Genomic DNA, 22,488 nt, shown 5'->3' with positions numbered 1-22,488 from the left:
GTCCCGTCGGGGTGGCGTGAGCCCGACTGCACGAGAACGAGTGAGGGAACGCCTGCCTTCGGGTGATTCCGGCGCGGATCCGGACTATTCCGAGGGCGGGTCCGTACTCCGGGTCCCGGGATCCGGCGCGGGGGAGCGGCATGGACGTACTCGGGGGTGCACGGGTCGGGCGGCGATCCCGCGACGCCCCACGGTGGCGGTCGCGTGACGCACCGTGCGCCCCTTGCCTGGCCAGGGCGAGGGGCGCACGCTGGTCCTATGGGTGCGCAGGAAGGCCCCACGCTCATCACGTCCGTCCAGCGGGCGTTCCGCCTGCTGGAGGCCGTGAGCGCGCACGAGAACGGCGCGCCGGCCAAGCAGCTGGCACGGGAGACCGACCTGCCCCTGGCCACCGCCTACCACCTGCTGCGGACGCTGGTGCACGACGGCTACCTGAGGAAGCTGGACGACGGCGGGTTCGTCATGGGCGACAAGGTGCAGGCGCTGCGGACCACGAGCCGCGGGCAGGCGCTGCTGAGCCGGGTCCGCCCCACCCTGGCGGCCCTGCGGGACGAGTTCGCGACCGCCGCCTACCTCACCTTCTACGAGGAGGGCGAGATCCGGGTCGCCGAGATCGTGGACGGCCCCCGGGCGCCCAGGGTGGACCTCTGGGTGGGGTTCGAGGACGCCGGGCACGCCACCGCGCTGGGCAAGTGCGTGCTGCGCGAACTGGACGACGACTCGCGCAAGGACTACCTCTCCCGGCACTCCCTCGCCGACCTCACCCCCCGCACCATCACCAGTTCTCCCGAACTGCTCCGCCGCCTGGACTCCTCGCCGGTGGCCCCGGCCGTGACGGACCTGGAGGAGTACGCCCTCGGCACCGTCTGCGTCGCCGTCCCCGTCTACAGCGGCGACACGCTCGGCTCGCTCGGCGTCTCGCTGCCCGCGGACCGGGTCGCCCGGCTGGAGGAGATCCTGACGCGGCTGATCCCGACCGCGGGCCGCGTGACCAGGAGCCTGTCGCTCACTATCTGAAATCCCGCTCCTTGTGACCTCCGCCTTATCGCACATTTACTGGATGAAACGGACATACCGGGAGTGCACCGGCGTACAGGTGAGGACTGCGGACGGAATATGAGTCAGGCCCGAGACCGCCATGTCGCCCACCGCCCGACGGGGCGGGCCAGGAACCGAGGGGAGGAGCGCGGAGCGTACGGCCGCGGCCGTACGGGCCGTCGTGCCCGCTGTGGTGCCGCCGTACGGTTGGCGGCCGGTACGCAGGTTCTGCCCGTCGTGCTCGTCTCCGCCGTCGTCCTGGGCGACCTGCTCGGCGCGGCCGGAATGATCTGGCTGCCGCTGCTCGCGGCCGGGCCCGCGCTGGCCGCCACCACCAACGGGCCGCGCGGCGTCCTGTGCGTCGGCCTCCTGGCCGTGGTGCTGGGCGCGACGCTCGGCACCCGGGAGGGTGTGCCGCGCGGCGAGCTGGCGGCCGTCCTGGCCGCACTGGTGGCCGTGACCCTGGCGAGCGGTCTGGCCAGCGCGTCACGCGGGCGCCGGGAACGGGTCCTCGCCGCCGTGCGCTCGGTCGCGGAGGCCGCGCAGCACGCGCTGCTCAAGCCCGTACCGGAGACCGTCGGCCCGTTCCGGGTGGCGGTCCGCTACAGCGCCGCGGCGGCGGAGGCGCGGATCGGCGGGGATCTGTACGCGCTGATCCCCACCCCGTACGGGGTCAGGCTGATCGTCGGCGACGTGCGGGGCAAGGGCTTGCAGGCCGTGAGCACCGCCGCCCTCGTGCTCGGCGTGTTCCGTGAGGCCGCCTACGACGAACCCGACCTCCTCGCCGTCGTCGGCAGGATCGAGCGGAGCCTGGCGCGCAACCTCGGCAGCGACGACTTCGTCACCGCCGTGGTGGCCGGATACCCGAGGGCCGGGCAGCTCGAGGTGGTCAACTGCGGACACGCGCCGCCGCTGCTGGTGCGCGCGTCCGGGGACATCGCCGCGGTGGAGCCCGCGTGCCCCGCCCCGCCCCTGGGTCTGCGCACCCTCTCGGGCGAGGCGCCCGGCCTCCAGGTGCTGTCCTTCTCCGACGGGGACCAGCTGCTGCTGTACACCGACGGGGTCACCGAGGCCCGCGACCACGGCCGTGAGTTCTACCCGCTCGCCGAAGGGCTGGCGCGCCACGTCTGCGACGAGCCGGCCCGCACCCTCACCTCGCTCCACGACGAGCTGCTGGCGCACGTGGGCGGCCGGCTGCACGACGACGCGGCGCTGCTCCTGCTCCAGAAGCCGGTCGCCTCCGGGCGGAATGCCGGGCGTACCGGTTCCGGACACGGCACGGCCGGGCCGGTCGATTCCGGCCCGGTCGGGTTCGAACGGGTGTTTTCTGAGTCCCGCTCCCGGTCCGCTGTCGCGTCGGAGCGCTGAATGTGCCGCCGGTCGGTGTCGATCGGCGGCGAGAGGTAAGCGGCAAGACGGAGCGGTCAGTGCTGGTCGGTGCCGGTCAGGGTTGATCCGAACGCCGGGCCGAGCCCTTGGGGGACGACGGTGGGCTGGTGCGGCTTCTTCTTCGGCGCCGCGACGAGTTCCGCCCAGCGCGTCACGCCACCGCAGTGCACCCGCATGCCGTGCCGGGTCGCCAGCGCGTGGACGATCTGCTCGCCCCGGCCGTGCTCGTCCGGGTCGATCCCGTCGCGCGCCTCCCCCGCCTCGAAGGCGGGCCCCGAGTCGGTGACCTCCACCCGCAGGGTGCCGAGCCCGTCGCGCCACACCCACGACAGACGCAGCTCCGCAGGCGGCAGGGCGTGCACGACCGCGTTCGTGAGCAGCTCCGACACCACCAGGAGCGTGTCCTCGAGAATCTCCGGGGATACGTTCCAGGCGGCGAGGACCGCGCCCGCGCGTCGTCGTACGGCCGAGACGGCTCCGGCGACGGGCGGCAGCGGGCAGACGTGCTCGACGGGCTGTCGAAGCATCGTGTTCAGGTCTACCGTCATCTGCACTCCTCCGGGGTGAACGCTGTCGGCCTGAAGGGGACGCAGCGCGCGTTGCCGGGCCTCAGAGCACGGTATGGAGCGATATGGGGGCGGTCAATGAACGGCGGTCGGCATTACCGAACGCAGCGGTCCATCCAGGGCCGAAGCGTCCACCTGCATATAAAGCGGACCTTCCGCGGCGGTAATAGGCTCGGCTCATGGCCGGCCCAGTCCAGTCGATCGAGAGGGCGGCGGCGATCCTGCGACTGCTCGCGGGTGGGCCCCGCCGCCTGGGGCTCGGCGAGGTGGCGGCCTCGCTCGGGCTCGCGAAGGGCACCGCCCACGGCATTCTGCGCACGCTCCAGCACGTGGATTTCGTGGAGCAGGACGCGGCGACCGGAAAGTACCAGCTCGGAGCCGCGCTGCTGCACCTCGGCACCAGTTACCTCGACGTCAACGAACTGCGCTCGCGCTCCATCAACTGGGCCGACGCGCTGGCCGCGCGCAGCGGGGAGTCGGTCCGTCTGGGCACGTTCCTGGAGGGCACGGTCCTCGTCGTCCACCATGTGTTCCGGCCCGACGACACGCTCCAGACCCTGGACGTGGGCGCGCTGCTGCCGCTGCACGCCTCCTCCCTCGGCAAGGTCCTGCTGGCCTTCGGGGCCGCGCCCCTCGACGCGGCCCTGGGATCCGGGCTGGAGGCGTACACCCGGCACACCCTGGTCACCCGGGAGCAGCTCACCCGCGCGCTCGCCGACATCCGGGAGGCCGGCTGGGGCGCCGAGGTCCAGGAGATGAGCATGGGCGAGGCCGGCGTCGCCGCGCCGATCCGGGGGCACGGCGGGCTCGTGGTCGGCGCCATCTGCCTGTCCGGCGCGGTCGAGCGGGTCTGCGACAGCCAGGGCCGTCCCCGGACGGGCCTGATCACCCTGCTCCGCGACGCCGCCCGGGCGATCTCCAGAGACCTGGGGGCGGCTCGCTGGTGATCACCTGCGCTCCTCGAAGCCTCCTAGGACCATCGGAAGGCAGACCCGATCATGGTTGAACGCTATGTGATGTCCATCGATCAGGGCACGAACTCCACCCGATGCATCCTGTTCGACCACCACGGACGCCTGGTGTCGGTCGCCCAGCGCGAGCACCAGCAGCACTTCCCCAAGCCCGGCTGGGTCGAGCACGACGCCGTCGAGATCTGGCGCAACCTGCTGCGCATCGTGCCCGAGGCCCTGTCCGAAGCCGGTGTCGGGGCCGGCGAGGTCGCCGCCATCGGCATCGCCAACCAGCGGGAGACGACGGTGCTCTGGGACCGGCGGACCGGCGTTCCGGTGGGCCGGGCCATCGTCTGGCAGGACACCCGCACCGCGCCGCTCGTCGAGGAGTTCAGCCGCAGCCCGGGCGACGAGTTCTTCCTCGACCGCTGCGGTCTGCCGCCCTCGACCTACTTCTCCGCGCTGCGGATCCGCTGGCTGTTCGACCATGTCAACGGGCTGGAGCAGCGCGCCATGGACGGCGAGGTGCTGTTCGGCACGATGGAGAGCTGGCTGATCTGGAACCTCACCGGGGGCGCGGACGGCGGCCTGCACATCACCGACGCCACCAACGCCAGCCGCACCATGCTGATGAACATCCGCTCGCTCACCTGGGACGAGGAACTGCTGGCGTTCTTCGGGGTGCCCCGTCCCATGCTGCCGGAGATCCGCCCCTCGGCCCAGAGCTACGGCGACGCGGGAGCGATTCTGCCGGGGGTGCGCATCACGGCCGCCCTCGGCGACCAGCAGGCCGCCCTGTTCGGCCAGACCTGCTTCTCCCCGGGCGAGGCGAAGTGCACCTACGGCACCGGCAGCTTCCTGCTGCTCAACACCGGTACCGACCTCGTCCGGTCCCGGCACGGACTCCTCACGACCGTCGCGTACAAGATCGAGGACCGGCCCACGGTCTACGCCCTGGAAGGCTCGATCGCGGTCACCGGCTCGCTGGTGCAGTGGTTTCGGGACCGGCTGGGACTGATCAGCAGCGCCCCGGAGATCGAGACCCTCGCGCGGACGGTCGAGGACAACGGCGGCTGCTACATCGTCCCCGCGTTCTCCGGCCTGTTCGCACCCCGCTGGCGCAGCGACGCGCGCGGGGTCGTCGTAGGCCTCACCTCGTACATCACCAAGGGGCACCTGGCCCGGGCCGTCCTGGAGGCCACCGGATGGCAGACCCGGGAGGTCGTCGACGCCATGAACGCCGACTCCTCGGTCGCCCTGAGGGAGCTCAAGGTGGACGGGGGCATGACGGCGGACAACCTGCTCATGCAGTTCGTGGCCGACGTGCTCGACGTGCCCGTGGTGCGCCCCATGGTCGCCGAGACGGTCTCCCTCGGCGCCGCGTACGCCGCCGGGCTCGCCGCCGGCTACTGGCCGGACCTGGAGATCCTGCGCCGCAACTGGCACCGGGCCGCCCAGTGGATGCCGGACATGGACCCCGGGCGACGTGAGTCGGAGTACGACAACTGGCAGCGGGCGGTGGAACGGTCGCTGGGGTGGATCAAGCCGCCGGGGTCCTCTCACCAGGTCGGCACGTAGCCCCCGTCGATACGGATGTCGCTGCCCAGGATGTTCGCGGCCCGGTCGCCGGCCAGGAACACCACGAGGTCGGCGACCTCCGAAGCGCGTGAGAAGCGGCCGCTGACCGCGGCCGCGGCGGTCTGCGCCATGACGTCCTCGGGGGTCAGCCCCGCCGCGGCCGAGACGGTGTCGGCCACGCCGCCCCCGCCCAGCCACAGGTCCGTCTCGACGGGGCCGGGGCTGACGCTGTTGACCCGCACCCCGCGGGGGCCGAACTCCTTCGACAGCGCCTTGGAGAAGTTGGCCATCGCCGCCTTGGCCGCGCTGTAGTCGACCACCATGGGGTCCGGCAGTTCCGCGTTGATCGAGCCGATGTTCACGATGGAGCCCCCGCCCGCCTCCAGCATGCGCGGCAGGACCGCCCGGGTGACGGCGACCGTGGTGAGCAGGTTGACGTCGAGGGTCCGCCGCCACTCGGCGTCGGTCACGCTCAGGAACCCGCCGGGGCGGGCGGGGGCCGCGCCCACGTTGTTGACGAGCACGTCCACCCGGGGGCCGGCCGCGGACGCCAGCTGCTCGGCGCTGTCCGGTTCGGTCAGGTCGAGGGCGATCCAGCGGACGCCTCCGTCCTTCACCAGTGCGTCCAGTGCGGGGGACGAGGTGCGGGCCGCCGCCACCACCCGGGCTCCCGCGGACGCCAGTGCCGTCGTCACCGCCAGTCCGATGCCCTTGCTCGCACCGGTGACCACGGCGGTCCTGTCCTGGAGTTCCCCTGCCATCGCCTGCTCCTTATGACGCCGTGGCCCGACCGGGGCCGAATGCCGACGCCGATGTTGATGCCCATGCCGATGTCGGACAGTCGTCGATCAAGTTCTTTTTGTTTGCGACCGGATCACTTCAATATTGAGCTGAATTCCTATCATCCGCTTCTTTGCCGTCCGGATTTCTGACGGCCCGCCGATCGGTGGCAAGTCATGGAGTAACGTCGCCTGCCCTGGCGTGCGGGGGTCATGGGCGCGGGGCGCCATCGGACAGGCCGCCGGGAAAGAGCGCGGCGGGAATGAGCGCGGCGGGAATGAGCGGGGGAAACGCTGTGAACGGTACGCGGCCGGATACCAGGCCCATCCTCGTCCTGACCGCCGGGTCCGTGGAGTACCTGGCGGTGCGCGACCGCCTGGCCGCCGTACGAAGAGGCCCGAGCCGATCGGGCACGCTGTTCGAGTCGGGCTGGCTCGACGGCACGCCGTGGCGGGTCGTACTGGCGGAACTGGGCGCGGTCGGCAACGCGGAGACGGCGGCGCTCACGACCGCCGCCGTCCAGGCGTTCGCGCCCCGGGCCCTGTTCTTCGTCGGAGTCGCGGGCAGCCTCAAGTCCAAGGTCGACCTGGGAGACGTCGTCGCGGCGACCAAGGTGTACCCCTACCACGGCGGCAAGGAGACCGGCGAGGGATTCGGGGTCCGGCCCGTCGTCTGGCCGGCCACGCACGAACTGGTGCAGTTGGCCAGGAGGGTCGGCCGCTCCGACCCGTGGTCGCGGACCCCGGCCCGCCTCGGCGGGCACGGCCGGTCGACCGTTCACATCGGCCCCATCGCGGCCGGTGAGGTCTCGCTCGACGCGCCGGGGTCGGCGCTGCGGCACCTGCTGACACGGAGCTACGAGGACGCCGTCGCCATCGAGACGGAGGGCGCGGGTGTGGCGGCGGCGGCGCACTACGGAGGCGGCCTGCCCGCGCTGATCGTGCGGGGCATCAGCAACCGGGCCGACGGCAGCAGGGAGTCGAGCGCCGCCGCCGGCTGGGAGTCCGTCGCGGCCCGTAACGCGGCGGACTTCACGTTCTGCGTCATCCGCGAACTCGACGCCGTGGAAGAGGAAGAGGACGTAGGCGCGGAAGGGGGAGCGGACGTGCCCGGCGCGTTCGACGGGTATCGCGCGGCGGCAGGTCTCGCCCCGGCCACCCTGGGCCTGCGCGCGCCCGCTCTGCCCGCGCCCGCCCCGGCCCTGACCGCCCCTGCCCGCCTCGCCCACCGCACCGAGTCCGCGTCGCCCGGCGGGTCCGCCCTACCGGCGCAGCCCCCGCCCTGGCAGGGCGGGCAGGTGTTCAGCACTCCGGCCTGCCGGTACCTGCTGCACAGCGAGTACCTGGAGGAGCGGCCCTCCCCGGACCACTCCCTGGTCGAGTACGCGGCGCCGGCCCGGCGGTTGGACCCCGCCGAGGGCGCGGCCTCGCCGTACGTCTGGCTGCGGCAGTGCGGAGTGCTCCACCCCACCCCCGACGCCTTGGACGCGCTGGCCGCCCTCGACCGGGAGCACGTCCTTCTCGCCCGGCTCCCGGCACGCTCGCGCGGACTCCCCGGCCGAGGGCGGTACGAGCGGATCGGCAACCGCAGGGCCGTCCTCGCCCTGCCCTGGCCGGTCTCGCGGGCCGGCCGCCTCTGCGGGACACTGCACTCCGCGTGGGACACGGGCCGCCGCCATGCCCTCTCCAAGGGGCAGTTGGCCCGTCTGCTCGCCGGCCTCGCGGGCCTGTGCGACACCCTGGCCCTGCTGCACCGGGCCGGCGCCACCCACCGACATCTGACCTCCACCGGTGTCATCGAACTCGACGACGGACGACTGACGCTGCGCGACCTCGGCCTCGCGGGCCGCGAGCCGCGCCCCGGCGAAGGGCCCGCCCACCACCAGGCGCCCGAACAGGGCTGGGGAGGACACCGGCCCGGGCTCATCGGGCCGCCCACCGACGTGTACCAACTCGCCGCCCTCACCTACCGCCTGGCCTGCGGCCACCCACCGGACCCCGCGGGACCGCTGCCGTTGCGTTCCCATCGCGGGGACGTGCCCGACAGCCTGGACCGCGCGTTGCGTACGGCGCTGGCACAGCGCCCCGGCGAGCGCCCCGGCGCCCGGGCCCTGGGGAGCGCGCTGCGCCGCGCCCGTCACGACCTGCTCGGAGACGCCTGAATGCTCCTGCGACCCGTGGACGTGCCGGGCGACCTCGTCCTCGTCCCCAGCCCCTCGCTGGACGGCGCGTTACGCCGACGGCGCGCCGACCACCCTCACCTGCCCGACGACGTCCACCAGCTCGCGGCCGACCTCAACAGCCGGTCGGCCGGGGTGCCCGCGATCGTCGACGCACCCCGTCGGACCGGCGGGGACCCCAGCCTGCTGCTGCACGACAGCGCCTACGTCGCCCGGTTGTTCCGGGACAGGAGCAAGCCGGGCGTCTACCGGGTGGCCGCGGTGCTCCCGCTCGGCTTCCGGCACCACCGCGACCTCGAACGGGGCTGCCTCCTGGTGCGGCCCGGCCGCTGGCTGGTCCGCCACGCCGACAGCGGGACACCTCACGACGGTGACGCCCACTGGGACCGGCTGACGGACGCGTGGCAGCGGCTCACCGACGAGTTGGCCGCACACGACGGCGCGCGCAGGCTCCCGGCGCGGCACACCCGCTTCCTCGACACCGTCGAGCGGGTGATCGACACCGTCGAGCACCTCACGCTGACCGCGGCGAGCGACGCCGACGACTTCCCGTACCGCGCCGTCGCCGCCACCGGCGAACGGCGCCACGGCACCCGAGGCGTCTACACGTTCGACCTGGTGGCCGACCGCGGGCCCGACGAGGGCGCCTTCGTGCGGATCCGGGGGGAACAGGCGCTCCAGGGGCGGGTCGTCCGCGCCGCCTCGGGCGGTACGTCGGTCACCGTGTCGTTCGACCGGCCCGTCGGCTGGGACGTCCTGCCGCGCCAGGGCGCCCTCCAGATCGTCCCCGGACAGGCCGTCCACGAACGCCGGCGCGCCGCGGTCCGCGCCCTGCGCGAACGCCGCTCGCGCAACCCGTACCTGCTGGACGTGCTGGCCGACCAGCGGGTCCGCCCGCCACGGCCCGTCCCGGAGGCACTCGCCGAACCCGACGAGGAGCTCGACCCCGCCCAGACGGAGGCCTTCCGCAAGGCTCTCGCGGTCGAGGACCTGATGCTGGTCCTCGGGCCGCCCGGCACCGGCAAGACCCGCGTGATCAGCCAGATCGTCCGGGCGGTCGCGGCCCAGGAGACGCGGCGGCGGATCCTGGTCGCCTCCCACACCAACCGCGCGGTCGACAACGTGCTCGGCCGGCTCCCCAAGGACCTGGTCGTCGTCCGGGTCGGCAACGAGGCCGCGGTCACCGCGGAGGGCCGCCCGTACCTCCTGGAGGAGCAGGCGGCCGGGCTGCGCCGGGAGGTCCTCGGCCGACTGGAGACCCGGCTCGCCGCGCCTCTCGACACCGAGGACGCCGAGAAGTGGTGCCACGCCCTGGGCGCGGTCCTCGACCGGCTGCGCATCCTGGTCTCCGAGGAGCGGGTCAGGCACTCCGCGCTCACCGAGGCCAGGAGGGCGCACGGCGGCCCGGCCCGGCTGCGGGTGGACCGGCTCGCCGCCGAGGGCGAGCGGCTGGACCGGGCGAGTGAGCGCGCCGCCCACCGGACCGCACGCCTGACCCGGGCCCGCGACACCGCCCTGCGCCGCACCGGCCGGCGGCTGCTCGGCTCGCTCTTCCGCCTGTTCGTCCGGCGCTGTGAACGCCGTCTCGCCGTGACCGCCACGGACGCGGTCACGCTCGCCGGGAGACAGGCACGCCACCGCACCGACCTGGAGGCCGCCGAGCGCGCCCTCGACGAAGCCACCCGTGACGTACCGGCCGTGCTGGCGGCACGGGCGGCGCTCGACGAGGCCCTCGGCCGCAGCGGGACCTGCCGCGACGAGGCGGCCGGGACCGCGGAGCGCTGCCGGGCCGCCGTGGCGGCCGTCGAGGAGGCTCCCGCGGTCCCCGACCCGGCGACGGCACACCCCCGCACGGTCGACCGGGAACTGGCCCGCCTGCACGACTGGCTGGGGCGGCGGCTGCCGCTGCTCGCGGCCCGGCGCGCGCTGCTCGTCGACTGGCACGCCGAGGTGTCCGCGGCGACCGGACAGCTGCACACCGAACTCGTCCGCTACGCGCACGTGGTGGCCGCCACCTGCATCGGGGTGGCGTCCCGTCCCGAGCTGACCGACCTCGACCTCGACCTCGCCGTCATCGACGAGGCGGGTCAGATCGGCGTCCCGGACCTGCTCGTCCCGCTCGTCCGGGCCCGCCGCGCGGTGCTCGTCGGGGACCAGCGGCAACTGCCTCCCTACCTGGACTCCGAGGTCGGCGACTGGGCGCGGCGCTGCGGCGACCCGGCCGTCGCGGCGCTGCTGACCGGCAGCGCGCTCGAACTGCTGCGGCCGGACCTGCCGGAGTCCGCCGTCGTACCGCTGACGAACCAGCGGCGCATGCCGTCGGCCGTCGCCGACTTCGTCTCCGCCGCCTTCTACGAGGGCCGGCTGCGCACGCCCGGGCCCGATCTGCCCCACGACTCCCGGCTGTTCCGCACCCCGATGGCGTTCGTCGACACCTCGCGGCTGCCGGCCGGCCGGCGCCACGAACAGGACGCCGACGGCACCCGCAAGGGGTTCGTCAACCCCGCCGAGGCCGACCTGCTCACCCGGCTCGCCGCGCACTACGACGCCCGGGGCGAGGAGTGGGCGGTCATCGTGCCCTACGCCGCCCAGGCCGCGCTGATCACCACCGCCCTGGCCCGGCGGACCGGCCGACCCGCCCGCGTCGCGCTCGACGTGGGCACGGTCGACTCCTTCCAGGGCGGCGAACGAGACGTGATCCTCTACGGCTTCACCCGCAGCAACCCCGGCGGCCGGGTGGGCTTCCTCGACGAACTGCGCCGGGCCAACGTGGCGTTCACCAGGGTCAGACGCCAACTCGTCCTGGTGGGCGACCTCTCCACGCTCACCCGGGCCGGTGACTCCGGCTTCCGCGACCTCGCCCGCGCACTGCGCGACCACGTGGCGGGACGCGGCGAGATCCGTTCGTACGACGAGGTGGCGGCGCTGCTCCAGGAGACGGAGGACGACGGCGCATGAACGGGGGGACCAGGCTGCTGCCGTACGCGGAGAAGCGCGTTCTGGAGAACGCCGCCTTCACCCTCGGCCTGCGGCCCACCGGCATCCACGTGGTGCTGCTGCCCGTGTGGTGCGTGGAGGTCAGTGCCACGGTCACCGAGGAACAGCCCTACGAACTCATCGACCGCTTCGTCGGGCGCGGTATCGCCGAGGGCGCGCTCGGCACCGCCGGGGAACTGGCCGCCTTCCTGGCCCTCGACCCCGCCCTGGTGCGTCAGGCGCTGGCGTTCCTGACCGCGATCGACCATGTCACCGAGACGGACGGCCGCCTCGGACTCACCGACCTCGGCCGCCGGTCGGTACGGGACGGCACGCGTTACACGGTGACCCACGACGACCGGCGCAGGCTGTACTTCGACGGCTTCCAGTCCCACCCGCTGACGACCGCCCACTACCGCGGCGACACCGTCGCCCGCATCCCTTACGACGACGCGGCGGCCGCGAGGCACCGAGGGACCCGTCCGCCCCGGCTGATGGCGCGCCCGTTCCGTCCCGAGGCCGTGGGGGAACTGGCGCGTCACCCCCAGCGGGCCCGTTTCAACCTGCCGCCGGGCGTGGAGGACCCGCGAAGCGTCGGTGCCCCGGAGTGCCTGCACCTGCCCGCGTACGCCCTGCGGGCGGTCGAGGACGACGGCGCCGTGCGGCACCTGATCTACACCCGGGCCCACGACGGTGCGCCCGACGCCGATCTCTCCGCCGCGTGCGAGCGGACACCGGAGTTCGTGCACACCCTCGCGAGCGAGGAGAGCGGTGCCGTCCGGGGTGCGGCGGAGCGGATCGAGCGGTGGCTCAGCAGCCGCGGCCTCGCGCGGTACCCGCCGACGCGGGACCGGCACGGCGCCTGGCGCGTCACGCTGCCCCCGGGCCGCTTCCACGGAGACGGCCCGGTCGGGATGACCGACGTCGGCTCGTACGTGGTGCTCGGCGGTGTGTTCTTCCAGCTCTGGTGCGAGGACCACGACACCCGTTCCTGGGCTCTCGTCGAACGCCTCGACGACCACCTCGGCGCCCGCCTGCGCGTCGACCCCGACGCCGTCCGCACCCGGGTCGGCTCCCTCTGCCGGCAGTTGGAACTCGCGCCCATCGGCCTCGACACCCTGCGCCGAGCCGCGGACAGCGCCGGCAAGGCGGGACTCGCGGAGCGGCTGCGCGCGGCACAGACGGCGGGACCGAACCGTTCGGTCAGAAAAAGACAAGCGTGAACAAAGAATGGTGCTGAATGCGCGCGAAGAGTTTGAAGTGATATTCCGATGAGCCTTTAGTGCGGGTGATCTCTTTGTCGGTTGGGAAAAGAGGGAATTCCGGCCATGACTGAGGTCGAGTAAGACTAATCTTCTCGGTGCAGGGCGCCGCCGAAGGGGTGTCATTCCGGCAACAGCCGGCGTGCGGGGAAATTTCGGGGGGCTTCGGAGCCATGGGGAGCCAAGCGTGACGTATTCAACGGGGGCATTCGAGCGCGGGTGCGGACGGCCCTTGACACCGGGAAAGCCGACCGGCGGAAGGACAGGGAAACTCTCCGCCGTCCGTCCGTTCCTGGGGGCGCGCGCAGGGGCGCGCTCGCCGGTGCGCACGAGGACGCGCCGACTCGCCGCGGTGGTGCTCGCCGCCGCGACACTGCCCGGAGCGGCCTTTCCCGCCTTCGGCGCGCAGGCCTCCGGGCAGTCCCGGCCCGTCGACGCGGCACCGGCCGCCGCGGAAGCCTCCGACACCCCGGTCGACTACGCCGTCGCCGTGGACGAGTCGGCGAGCCTCGGGCCCGGGGAACTCGCCCGGGAGAAGGACGCCGTCACGGCGATCGCCGGCAGCGACCCCTCCCCGCGGTCGCGGATGGTGGTGTACGGCTTCGCCGATGCCAGGACCGAGACCCAGTCACCCGTCGACGAGGTCTGCCCCATGCGGGAACTGGACGCCGTGGGCCGGGAACAGATCGGCGAGTGCGCCGGCGACCTCAGCGAGCGCACCGCGCAGGAGGGCTCGGGCACCGACTTCATCTCCGCCGTCCGGCAGGGCGTCACCCGCCTCAAGGAAGCCCGGGACACCGGGCGGCCCCGGGTGCTGTTCCTGCTCACCGACGGCTACCTCGACGTGAAGGACAGCTACCGCTACCGCGGGCTCGACGACAGGACCCGCGACGAGCAGGCGGCGGCGGACCTCGCCGACGCGCTGCGCGAGGCGGCCGACGCCAAGGTGCAGATCTGGCCGCTCGGATTCGGCGGGGACGTCGACCGCGAGAGCCTCGACGCGATGGCGGCCGGCGGCTACCGCGACGGCTGCCGCGACCTCCCGCAGACCACGCCGAAGGCACAGGTCGTCAGCGCCGAAGGCGTCGGCCCGGCACTGGAGTCCGCGTTCGCCGCCGCCCGCTGCCTCTACCGGGAGCCGGGGTCACGGAGCCGGCCCCCCGGCGACCTCACCGTGCGCGTCTCCCCGCTCGCCACCGAGGGCACCATCGTCGTCTCCAAGGGCGACCCGCAGGTGACGGCCACCTACTACGATCCCGAGGGCCACCAGGTCGCCGCGTCCGGCGACGGAGACGGCGAGTCGTCCTTCGAACTCACCGGACGGGGCAAGGCGGTCGAGTCCCTGCGCATCACCCGGCCCCTCGCCGGCCAGTGGCGGGTGCACCTCGACGCACCCGAGGGACACCGCAGCCGCACCGCCACCCTCAGCGTCCTCTGGCACGGCGCGGTGCGCTCCGACATCCGGCTGGAGAAGCCGTCGCCGAACGCCGGGCAGCGCACCCGCGTGGAGGTCGAGGTGCTGACCCGGGCCGGCGTCAAACTCGGCGAGCGGGACCTGCGCGGGATCTCCGTCTCCGGACGACTGACCGGCGAGGGCTTCACGCAGAAGGTGCCCATCACCCTGGCCGACGACGGCGAGGGTGCGGACGACAAGGGCTCCGACGGCGTGTTCTCCGGATCCGTCACCGTGCCCCGCGGCGCCACCGGCGGACTGCTCTTCTCCAGCACCGTCGAATCGGTGGGCCTCCTGCCGGACGCCCGTTCCTATCCGACCAGCACCGCGCCCCTGAACGCCAAGTTCGCCGCCGCACTCGACATCCCCGCGGCCACCGTCCACCCCGGCGGCCGGGTGACCGGCACACTGAAGGTGAGCAACCGGGACACGGCACCGCACACCGTCAGGCTCGCCGTCGCGGACGCCCAGGACACCGGTCTGAGCATCGGCCCCGCCGAGGTGGCCGTCGAACCGGGCGCGACCCGCACCGTCGACGTCACCGTGCGGGTGGCCGCGGAAGGCGACCTCGGCGCGCCCCTCGACGACGACGGCACCGCGCTCGGCGGCAAGGTCACCGTGACCGAAGGCGCCCGCGTCCTCGACGACGCGCCGCTCAGCATCACCGTCACCGCCGTACCGGGCGCCCTCGAACGCCTCTGGGACGCCTGGTGGAAGGTCATCATCCCGGCGGCCTTCCTGCTCGTGGCCGTCGTCGCGGCGCTCTTCTCCCGCCGCCGCGTCAAGCGGCTGCGGATCGCCCCCGGCGGACTCGTCCTCGAACTGCGCGACGCCGGCGCCACCCTGGTCGGCAGCCGCAAGGCCAAGACCGGCCGCGGCAACTGGTACGAGTTCGACATCGTCGACACCGCCACCGACACCCCCCGCATCGAACGCCGCAACAAAGGCACGTACGCCGTCCGCCGCGACCTCAACGGGGGAGTGGTGCTGCGGGCGAACGGCCGGGGCGAGCGGACCCTGCGCCTCGGCGAACTACTGGCGCTCACCGACACACTGTCCCTCCAGGTCGCCGAGAGCCAGGGACGGCGGGCCGGGACGCCCCGTCGCTCCGGCCTCTCCCCACGGGGCCGTTCGCCCGAGCGCGGCCGCGGCGCGGCCGGGACCACCACCGCTTCGTCGACCGACCCGTACGACAACGGGAGCTACGCGGCGAGCGTCCCGGACCCCGCGGACCACCCCGATCTGTGACCGACCGACCGGCACCGCCGAGGACGCCATCCGGCACCGACGGAGACGCCGCCCGACGCCGGCGCGGCACCGTCCGCCACCGGGACACCGCCCGGACACCGTACGGCTCCGGGCGGTGACCGGAGCCGCCGTCTCTCCCGGACCGCGCACCGGTGACCGCGGTCCCTTCCCACCCGTACTCGACCACCAGCGACCGGGACGCCCCGCGTTCCGGCGGAGGACCACCACATGAAGATCTTCCAGCCGATGCTCTTCGTCGGGCTGGGCGGCACCGGCGGACTGGTCGGAGCCGAGCTGGAGCGGCGCCTGCGGGCCGGACTGTGCGGACCCGACGGAACGGCGCTCAACCGTCTCGGCATCCCGCTGCGCTACCAGCTCCCCGAGTTCCTCCAGTTCGTCTACGCGGACTTCAGCGAGTCCGAACTCGCCCGACTGCCCCACCTCAGCGCCGACAACTCGCTGCGCGCCGCCTACAGCCGGACCTCGCGCGCCACCCACGACCTGCTGCCCGACCACGACAGCTCCCCCGAGGTCACCCGGGAGCTGCGCGCCGTGATGCGGGACGAGATCAGCGGCTGGCTGCCCCCGCGCACGGGCGAACCCAAGGTCACCCCGCTGCGCAACGGAGCCGGCCAACTGCCCACGGTCGGCCGCGCGGCCCTGTTCGGCACCCTGCGCAACGGACTGGACCCGGTGATGGGCCCGTTGCTCCAGGCCATCGACGCGATCAGCCGCTCCGGAGGCGAACTCAGCCAGCTCGACGGCGGACCGATGTCCGGCTGCGACGTGTTCGTGGCCTACTCGGTGGCCGGCGGCACCGGCGCCGGCATCTTCCTCGACTACCTCCACCTGATCGGTGAGGCGTTCCGGGCGAAGAACTTCACCGGCGCGCGGATCTACCCCCTGGTGGTCATGCCCTCCGCCTTCCCGGCCTCCTCGGGCGGCGGCCGCGAGGCGGAACTCAACGCCGCCCGGGCCGTGGTGGACCTCTTCCGGCTGGTCGACGAGCAGAACGTGCCCACCGCCGAGTCCGACCTCGGCGACACGGACCTGGACTCCGTGATGCACATCCGCTACCCGGGTGTGCACCCCGTCCGGCTGCGTACCGGTATGGTGCCGACCGCCTTCCTGTTCAGCCGGACCGCCGGAATCCGCCCCGACGACCTGCGCCGCTCCATCGTCTCGCTGGTGATGTCCCTGGTCGGCACCGAGCTGGGCGACGGAACCGGACCGCGCACCCGCGCCGACGACGACTACCAGACGTTCGCCGCCAGCTTCATCAACCGCGGCCTGCACCGCGCCGTCCGCGCGGCCTCCGGCATCGGCCACCGGGGCGTGTCCACCAGCCTGGTGGCCTCGATGACCGCGCCGCTCGACGAACTCGCCGAACTCGTCTCCGCCCGCATGCTGGCCACGTCGGTCCGCCGGCTGACCGAGCCCACCGCCCGGCCCAGCCACGACTTCACCGGCACCGTCCGCAGGATGTTCGCCGACTCCGGCCTGGACGAGCTGTGGACCCGCGAGGCACTGCCCGTGCCCGAACCCGACCCGCTGCCCCGCGGCGGGATCGCCATCGAGCAGGCGCTGCGCGACCGGATCAGCGACATGCAGGGCCTGCTCGACGACCTGCGCCGCAAGGTGGACCGGCGGACGCCCGCGCTCGCCGAGCAGTTCGCGCCCCGCGCCGCCCTGGAACGGGTGCTGCGGTCCGCCGACCTCTTCCACGCCGAACGGATCGTCAAGGGAGTTCCGGGCGACCCCGATCCCGTGACCGTGCTCGGCTTCCTCGGCATGCTGGAGAACCGCAGCCGCCAGCCAGGACGCCCGGCGGGCATGGACGCACAGCCCCCCGCGGTGCCTCGCATCAGGGGCCGCATCGGCGGCCTGTCCAAGGCCCGCTGGGGCGACGCCGACGTGGCGGCCGCCGTCGAGGCACAGGACCGCTGGTACCAGTGGCGCACCCGGGTCGTCTGGCACGAGGGATGGCGGCGCCAGGAACAGCGCTGGCGCCCGGCCGCCGCGGCACTCAGCGCCGAACTGACGCTGCTGGTCGAGGCGTTCCGCAAACAGATGGAGGAAGAACCCCGGGCCTTCCAGCAGCAGGTGCAGGAGCTCTACGACGACCGCACCGGTGTGTCCTACCTGCTGCCGCCGCAGAGCAACCTGCGCGACTTCTACGACGACCTGAGGGAACGCCTGATCAAACGGGTCAACCTGCGGGACAACGACGACGACTCGGCCCTGCTGCTGAAACTCGTCGACGGCGAGCGCTGGCAGGCCGCGCACGCCGCGGGGCGACGCAATCCCGCGGCGGCCGTCGCGATCGTCAAGTCAGCGGTCGAACAACGGATCAAGACGCTGTTCGCGGAGAGCGGCGTACAGGCCGACGAGCGCCCGCTGCTGCCGTCCATGGCGATGTTGCTGAGCGCGGCGGCCGGGGTCGGGGAAGCCGCCGAGGAGGTCGGCAAGAGCGCGCTCGAACAGTTCCGGTTCAAGATCGCCGGTCTGCTTCCGCACGGATTCGTCCCCGAGGGCGGCGGCCCGCTGAAGATCCTCATCGTCTATCCCCGGATCCAGAACAAGGCCGCGGTCGAGGAGTACCTGAGCAAGTCCCTGCTGCTGCCCAGGGACGGCAAGCGGTCCATCGAGTTCCGCGGGGTGGAGACGGACTCCATCACGGTGGTGCTCTTCCGCAGCGAGATGAGCCTCACCGAGGTGCCGGAGGCCCGTAACGTGCTGCGCCGGTGGGCCATGGCCCGCGACGTCGAGCAGAGCGAGGACGTGCTGAGCTGGCGTCAGCGGCTCGGCTACCGCGACGACTGGCTGGCCAGCACGGAGGAGGACCGGCAGCACATCCTGCACCGCCTGCTGTGCGCGATGTGGAACGGTCAACTCACCGTCGTCGAGGGTGACATCGACTCGCCGCGCCGGGTCCGCGTCCGGCTGCACGAGGACGACGGCCCCGACATCCCCGGCATGACGCTGCGACTCGACGACTACCAGGGCGACATCTCCGGCTGGGCCGGACTGCTGCGCTCCTACGAGCGGTGGGCGCTGTTGGACGAGGGCCGCATCGTGGAGGACTACTGCAGCGTGCTCATGAGGATCCAGCCGAAGGGCCTGTCCCTCTCGGGCAGCACCCCCGACCCGCTGTTCGTCCACTTCGTCAACGACATCGCCAGGCACCAACTGGAGGTGCTGGAGAAGCTGGAGCACCAGTCCGGTCACTGGTCCGCCGAATGGATCAGGCCGCTGCACCAGTTCTGGGCCGAGACCCTGCCGGGCGCCCTGGACGTGCAGTTCACGGAGAAGCGGGCCCTCCAGCCGACGCTGCGCACCCTGGAGCGGGCGATGCGGGACGAGCGTCTCGCCCCGGCACCGGCGGACCCGGCCACCCGGCCGACGGCCCCGAGGCACCGGCGCCGCGAGGAGGACGACTGGGGGACGGTCCCCCTGCGCAAGGAGCGCACGGGACCGGCCGCGGATCCGTACGCGGCGCCGCGCGGGGACCGGCCGGACCCGGCCGCCGAGCCGCGTCCCGCGCCGCGTAGGGACCGTACGGAACCAGCCGCGGATCCGTACCCGCCGTCCCACGCGGAGTCGGCCGCCGACCCGTACCCGCCGTCCCACGAGGACCGAACGCCGTCCCACGAAGGGCGAACCTCGCCCTATGAGGACCGCACACCGACCTACGAGAGCCGCACACCGACCTACGAGGATCACGCGGCGTCCTACCAGGACCGCACGGCGTCTCCCGCGGACCGCGCGGGTACCCGATCCGCCGCCGAGCCCGCCGGAACGGTGGAGGAGCCGCTCGCCACGGGGCGGTACGACCTTCCCGGCTGGCCCGAACAGCCGCGCTGGCCCGAGCGGTTGTCGACCCGGCCGGCCTCGGACCGTGAGCGACCGGGTTCCGGACCCGCCTCCGCCTCCGGTGAGGACGTCCGCCGGGGCGCGGACGCCGACCGGGCTCCCTACACGGCGCGCACGGGTCCGGACGTACGGGACCTCTCCGGCCGGGCCGACGACCCGGCCGACGACGACTTCCCCTGGCAGACCGACGGTCCTGACACGCCCGACCCGTCCGCCGGCGCCCCGCGCGGCGCCGGCGACCCGCCCGGCCGGGACGCCGGACCGGACTTCACGGCGGGCTCCCACCGGAGCCCCGCGGAGCCGGCCGCCGACCCGCCGCCGATGTACCCGCCGTTCCCCGCCGCCGACGGCGACGGCTGGCCCGAGCGCGGGGAGCAGGACTTCCCCTGGATCACGTCGAGCGAGTCCGCCGACCCCACCGGGCCGGAGCGGACGTCCGGCCCCGCGAACGGCCCCGGCGCGGCGCGGGACCCCTGGGAGAGTGACCCCGAGTGAACCAGGCCAGGGAGGCGGCACAGGCCGTCATCGTGCTGGACCTGCGCTCCGGCGCGCACCGGCTGGCGGCACCCGGCGCGCTGCGCAAGGCGGTCCAGCAGCAACTGCGGCACGAGGGACTGCCCGAACCGGGCGACGGGCACTACAGGTTCCTCCTGCTGGACACCCCGCGCGGGCTGATGGACCACCACAGCCTGTACGAGAAGATCCTCGGCTACGGCGCCAAGGCCTGGATGCTGGGCCTGGTCATCGGTGATCTGCCGGGCGCCGACGGCCCCGACGCGCTCACCGGCCCCCAGGACGGGGACCGGCCGGCCCCGTCCGGCATCGAAGCCGAGCCCGCCGACGGCCACCGCCGTCGCCTGCTGCGGCCGGCCGCGCTGCACGGACCGGACTCCGGCCTGCTCTGGGCGGGCGACCTGCGGGCCGCCCGTACGGCGGGCGATCCCGTCGGCGCCGACGACCCGGAAGCGCTGGCCGTCCTCGTGGACCTGCTGCGGGCACTGTTCGACGAGACCCTGGAGACACTCGCCCGCTTCCCGGACGCCGTCGCGGTGCCCGGAGTACGGGTGCTGGAGCACGACCTCTCGGGCGCCGCCCGGGCACGCGCGTGGCGCGAGGCACTCAACCGGTTCGCCGGCGAGCGCTCCTCCGGCACCCCGCTGCCCGCCGACGGCACCGAGGCGACCCGGATCGAACTGCCCAAACCGGTCGACGAACTCGCGGCCGGCCGGCCCGCGGGAGCGGTGCCGGGCCACCGGATCCCGGGCGGCGCGGCCGACCGGGCGTTCGTGGGCTGCGCCGGCGCCCTCGACGAGGCCCACCTGGGGTGGGCACAGCTCAGCGGCCTCGGCGGCCTGCTCGCCGGAGCCGGCGGGCGGGTCACCGAGGCGGCGCTGGACGCCGCCTCGCACGCTCTGAGCGGCTACCGCGCGCTGGTCGTCAGAGCCCTCCAGGACGGCGCCGCGGGAGCCTCCCCCGCGACGCCCGAATCCGCCCTGCTCCTGTCCGAACTCGGAGTCCGGGTCCCGCCGTACGCGGGCGACCGGGAGGCCGTGGGGGAGGGCCTGCACCGGCTCGCCGAACGGATGCTCGGCGAGCGGCTGGCCCTGCGCAGCGTCGCCGAACGCTTCGCCGCCCTCTCCGAGCAGGTGGCGCCCGCGCCGAGCGCGGGCCTGCTCGCCGAGGCAGACCGGCGCTGTCCGCCCGAACTGCCCCAGCGGGTCTCGGCCGACCAGTACGTCGCCGTCCCCGCCACCACCCCCGGCCGGCTCGCGGGCGCGTTCGCCGCGTGCGGGCTCGCCGCCCTGTGGCCCTGGCCCTGGCCGGGAGTGTGCGGCGCGCTCGGCGTCCTGCTGGTCCTCCTCGGCGGCACACTGCTCGCCCGGTCGAGGCAGCCCGGCCACCCCGCCCCGGGATCGGGCGCGGCCGCCCTGGCGGCTCAGGCGGCGGCGGGTACGGCGGGCGCGGTCGGCGGGTTCTTCCTCGGCGGCGCGGCCGGCGTGCCGTCCTGGGCCGGTCTGCTGGGTGTCCTGTGCGGAGCGGCCCTCGCGGTCGCCCTGGTCGTCCTGCGCTGGCGCCGGACCGTCGACGAGTGGTGGGAACTCACCGGCGCGGACGACGCCCGGCGGGCCCTGGACCTCCTCGACTCGCTCCTCGCCGAGGCGGTGTTCCGGCAGCGCTGGGCCGCCGACGAACGCCTGTACTGCGCCAACGCCGCCCGCATGGTGGCCGGCGCGCTGCGCGGCGCGGCGGCGGCCGTCGAGGAGCTCGACGGCCACCGCCGGGCAGCCGACCCCATGCCGGCTCCGGCGGCCGACGGCTGGGAGGACGAGCTCCGCCAGGACACGGGTCGCGCTCCGGCGGCGGACGCCGACGAGGGTTCCGACCGGCCCGACTGGATGCCGGAGCCGGATCCGTACCACCGCACGACCACGCCCGGTGGAACGCGCGACGGGCTCGGATCCGCCGCGAAGACCGCCGAAGGCAGCGGCAGAGGCGCACCGGCGACGCACCGGCTGTCCGGCGACGGCCCGCGCTGGCTGGACCGGGAGGCGGGCGAGGGCGGACCCCGGCTGGTGGACACGCTCGTGGGCGACCTCACCGACACCCTCGTCAACGCGCTCGACCCCTACTGGGGCGCCGTGGCGCGTGGCCAGGCCGGCGGACCCGCCCTGACCCGTGTCGAACAACGCATGCGCCACATGCTGGAGGTGACCCGCCGGCACCTGTTCACCCAGGGGGTGGTCTCGCCGCCGCCCTTCGCCCGGTCCGCGGACCGCCGCGGCAACGCCGAGGGGCTGCTCGGCATCGGTCACCAGCGGGTGGCCGACGCCATAGAGCCGGACCCGCAGGGCCGCCGCATCGTCGACCTGGCCTCCCCGGACCAGACACCACTGCTCAGCAGGGACCCCACCAGCGTGGAGTGGATCAGGTTCGCGCCCCAGGCCGTATGGAACGGAGCGGAGGGCCACAACGGGACGGCCGGCGGCGCCGCACAGGACGGCGACACCCCCGCGTCGGCACCGGCCGGCGTGCGCAGCCGCTCGGTGTGGACCGCCACCGGGCGCTACGCCGGACTGCTGAAGCTGGTTCCCCTGCGCGGCGGGGTGGTGCGCCCGGTCCGGCTGCGCGAGTGGGCGGACGACCGGTCACCGGCACAGGACTTCCCGTGGGACGAGGGGGACCGGTGAACGAGCGG

12 protein-coding genes are annotated in these 22,488 nt (G+C 73.9%); 10 read left to right on the top strand and 2 right to left on the bottom strand.

Annotation, left to right across the window (positions count from 1 at the left end; all coding sequences use genetic code 11):
* Window positions 1-258 precede the first annotated feature (258 nt).
* Together ACWCQK_RS23700 and ACWCQK_RS23695 are read left to right on the top strand one after the other, a co-directional pair.
* Window positions 259-1,017 carry an IclR family transcriptional regulator gene (locus tag ACWCQK_RS23700; protein ID WP_451157943.1) on the top strand — a complete coding sequence of 253 codons (759 nt, stop codon included), beginning with the start codon at window positions 259-261 and terminating at the stop codon, window positions 1,015-1,017.
* A 99-nt stretch (window positions 1,018-1,116) separates the two neighbouring features.
* On the top strand, window positions 1,117-2,406 hold the full coding sequence (locus tag ACWCQK_RS23695; protein ID WP_451157941.1) for a PP2C family protein-serine/threonine phosphatase: 1,290 nt from the start codon (window positions 1,117-1,119) through the stop codon (window positions 2,404-2,406).
* A 56-nt stretch (window positions 2,407-2,462) separates the two neighbouring features.
* On the opposite strand, the gene ACWCQK_RS23690 is transcribed toward ACWCQK_RS23695, so the two are convergent.
* Complete coding sequence (locus tag ACWCQK_RS23690; protein WP_451157939.1) at window positions 2,463-2,975, bottom strand: ATP-binding protein; 513 nt, start codon at window positions 2,973-2,975, stop codon at window positions 2,463-2,465.
* A gap of 197 nt (window positions 2,976-3,172) precedes the next feature.
* Here ACWCQK_RS23690 and ACWCQK_RS23685 point away from each other — a divergent pair, with 197 nt between their 5' ends.
* Window positions 3,173-3,940, top strand: coding sequence for an IclR family transcriptional regulator (locus ACWCQK_RS23685; RefSeq protein WP_451157937.1), 768 nt, complete (start codon window positions 3,173-3,175; stop codon window positions 3,938-3,940).
* A 51-nt stretch (window positions 3,941-3,991) separates the two neighbouring features.
* The gene (glpK, locus tag ACWCQK_RS23680; protein ID WP_451157935.1) at window positions 3,992-5,521 is read left to right on the top strand and encodes a glycerol kinase GlpK; all 1,530 of its coding nucleotides are present in this window, start codon (window positions 3,992-3,994) and stop codon (window positions 5,519-5,521) included.
* Here the strand turns inward: glpK and ACWCQK_RS23675 are convergent.
* Window positions 5,503-6,282, bottom strand: a complete 780-nt coding sequence (locus tag ACWCQK_RS23675; RefSeq protein ID WP_451157933.1) for an SDR family NAD(P)-dependent oxidoreductase — start codon at window positions 6,280-6,282, stop codon at window positions 5,503-5,505. The genes glpK and ACWCQK_RS23675 overlap by 19 nt on opposite strands.
* Before the next feature lie 314 nt (window positions 6,283-6,596).
* Here ACWCQK_RS23675 and ACWCQK_RS23670 point away from each other — a divergent pair, with 314 nt between their 5' ends.
* The 6 genes from ACWCQK_RS23670 (at window position 6,597) to ACWCQK_RS23645 (ending at window position 22,480) form a co-directional block, all read left to right on the top strand.
* Window positions 6,597-8,462, top strand: coding sequence for a phosphorylase family protein (locus tag ACWCQK_RS23670; protein WP_451157931.1), 1,866 nt, complete (start codon window positions 6,597-6,599; stop codon window positions 8,460-8,462).
* Window positions 8,463-11,438: a DEAD/DEAH box helicase gene (locus ACWCQK_RS23665; protein ID WP_451157929.1), complete on the top strand. Its 2,976-nt coding sequence runs from the start codon at window positions 8,463-8,465 to the stop codon at window positions 11,436-11,438.
* Window positions 11,435-12,679: a hypothetical protein gene (locus tag ACWCQK_RS23660; RefSeq protein WP_451157927.1), complete on the top strand. Its 1,245-nt coding sequence runs from the start codon at window positions 11,435-11,437 to the stop codon at window positions 12,677-12,679. The genes ACWCQK_RS23665 and ACWCQK_RS23660 overlap by 4 nt, the downstream gene beginning before the upstream one ends.
* A gap of 361 nt (window positions 12,680-13,040) precedes the next feature.
* Window positions 13,041-15,419: a VWA domain-containing protein gene (locus tag ACWCQK_RS23655; protein ID WP_451157925.1), complete on the top strand. Its 2,379-nt coding sequence runs from the start codon at window positions 13,041-13,043 to the stop codon at window positions 15,417-15,419.
* Window positions 15,420-15,647: 228 nt separating this feature from the next.
* On the top strand, window positions 15,648-19,787 hold the full coding sequence (locus tag ACWCQK_RS23650) for a tubulin-like doman-containing protein (protein WP_451157923.1): 4,140 nt from the start codon (window positions 15,648-15,650) through the stop codon (window positions 19,785-19,787).
* Window positions 19,784-22,480: a hypothetical protein gene (locus tag ACWCQK_RS23645; protein ID WP_451157922.1), complete on the top strand. Its 2,697-nt coding sequence runs from the start codon at window positions 19,784-19,786 to the stop codon at window positions 22,478-22,480. The genes ACWCQK_RS23650 and ACWCQK_RS23645 overlap by 4 nt, the downstream gene beginning before the upstream one ends.
* The last annotated feature ends 8 nt before the right edge of the window (window positions 22,481-22,488 follow it).

Source organism: Streptomyces sp. NPDC002306 (assembly GCF_053593435.1).
Note: the sequence above shows the minus strand (reverse complement) of the source record. Positions and strands in the feature narration are given on the sequence as shown.

Excerpts from the sequence above, each read along its gene's own strand:
- ACWCQK_RS23660 (WP_451157927.1), top strand. The coding sequence starts at position 11,435 with ATGAACGGGGGGACCAGGCTGCTGCCGTACGCGGAGAAGCGCGTTCTG.
- ACWCQK_RS23700 (WP_451157943.1), top strand. The coding sequence starts at position 259 with ATGGGTGCGCAGGAAGGCCCCACGCTCATCACGTCCGTCCAGCGGGCG.
- ACWCQK_RS23675 (WP_451157933.1), bottom strand. The coding sequence starts at position 6,282 with ATGGCAGGGGAACTCCAGGACAGGACCGCCGTGGTCACCGGTGCGAGC.
- ACWCQK_RS23650 (WP_451157923.1), top strand. The coding sequence starts at position 15,648 with ATGAAGATCTTCCAGCCGATGCTCTTCGTCGGGCTGGGCGGCACCGGC.
- ACWCQK_RS23695 (WP_451157941.1), top strand. The coding sequence starts at position 1,117 with ATGAGTCAGGCCCGAGACCGCCATGTCGCCCACCGCCCGACGGGGCGG.
- ACWCQK_RS23690 (WP_451157939.1), bottom strand. The coding sequence starts at position 2,975 with ATGACGGTAGACCTGAACACGATGCTTCGACAGCCCGTCGAGCACGTC.
- ACWCQK_RS23685 (WP_451157937.1), top strand. The coding sequence starts at position 3,173 with ATGGCCGGCCCAGTCCAGTCGATCGAGAGGGCGGCGGCGATCCTGCGA.
- ACWCQK_RS23665 (WP_451157929.1), top strand. The coding sequence starts at position 8,463 with ATGCTCCTGCGACCCGTGGACGTGCCGGGCGACCTCGTCCTCGTCCCC.
- glpK (WP_451157935.1), top strand. The coding sequence starts at position 3,992 with ATGGTTGAACGCTATGTGATGTCCATCGATCAGGGCACGAACTCCACC.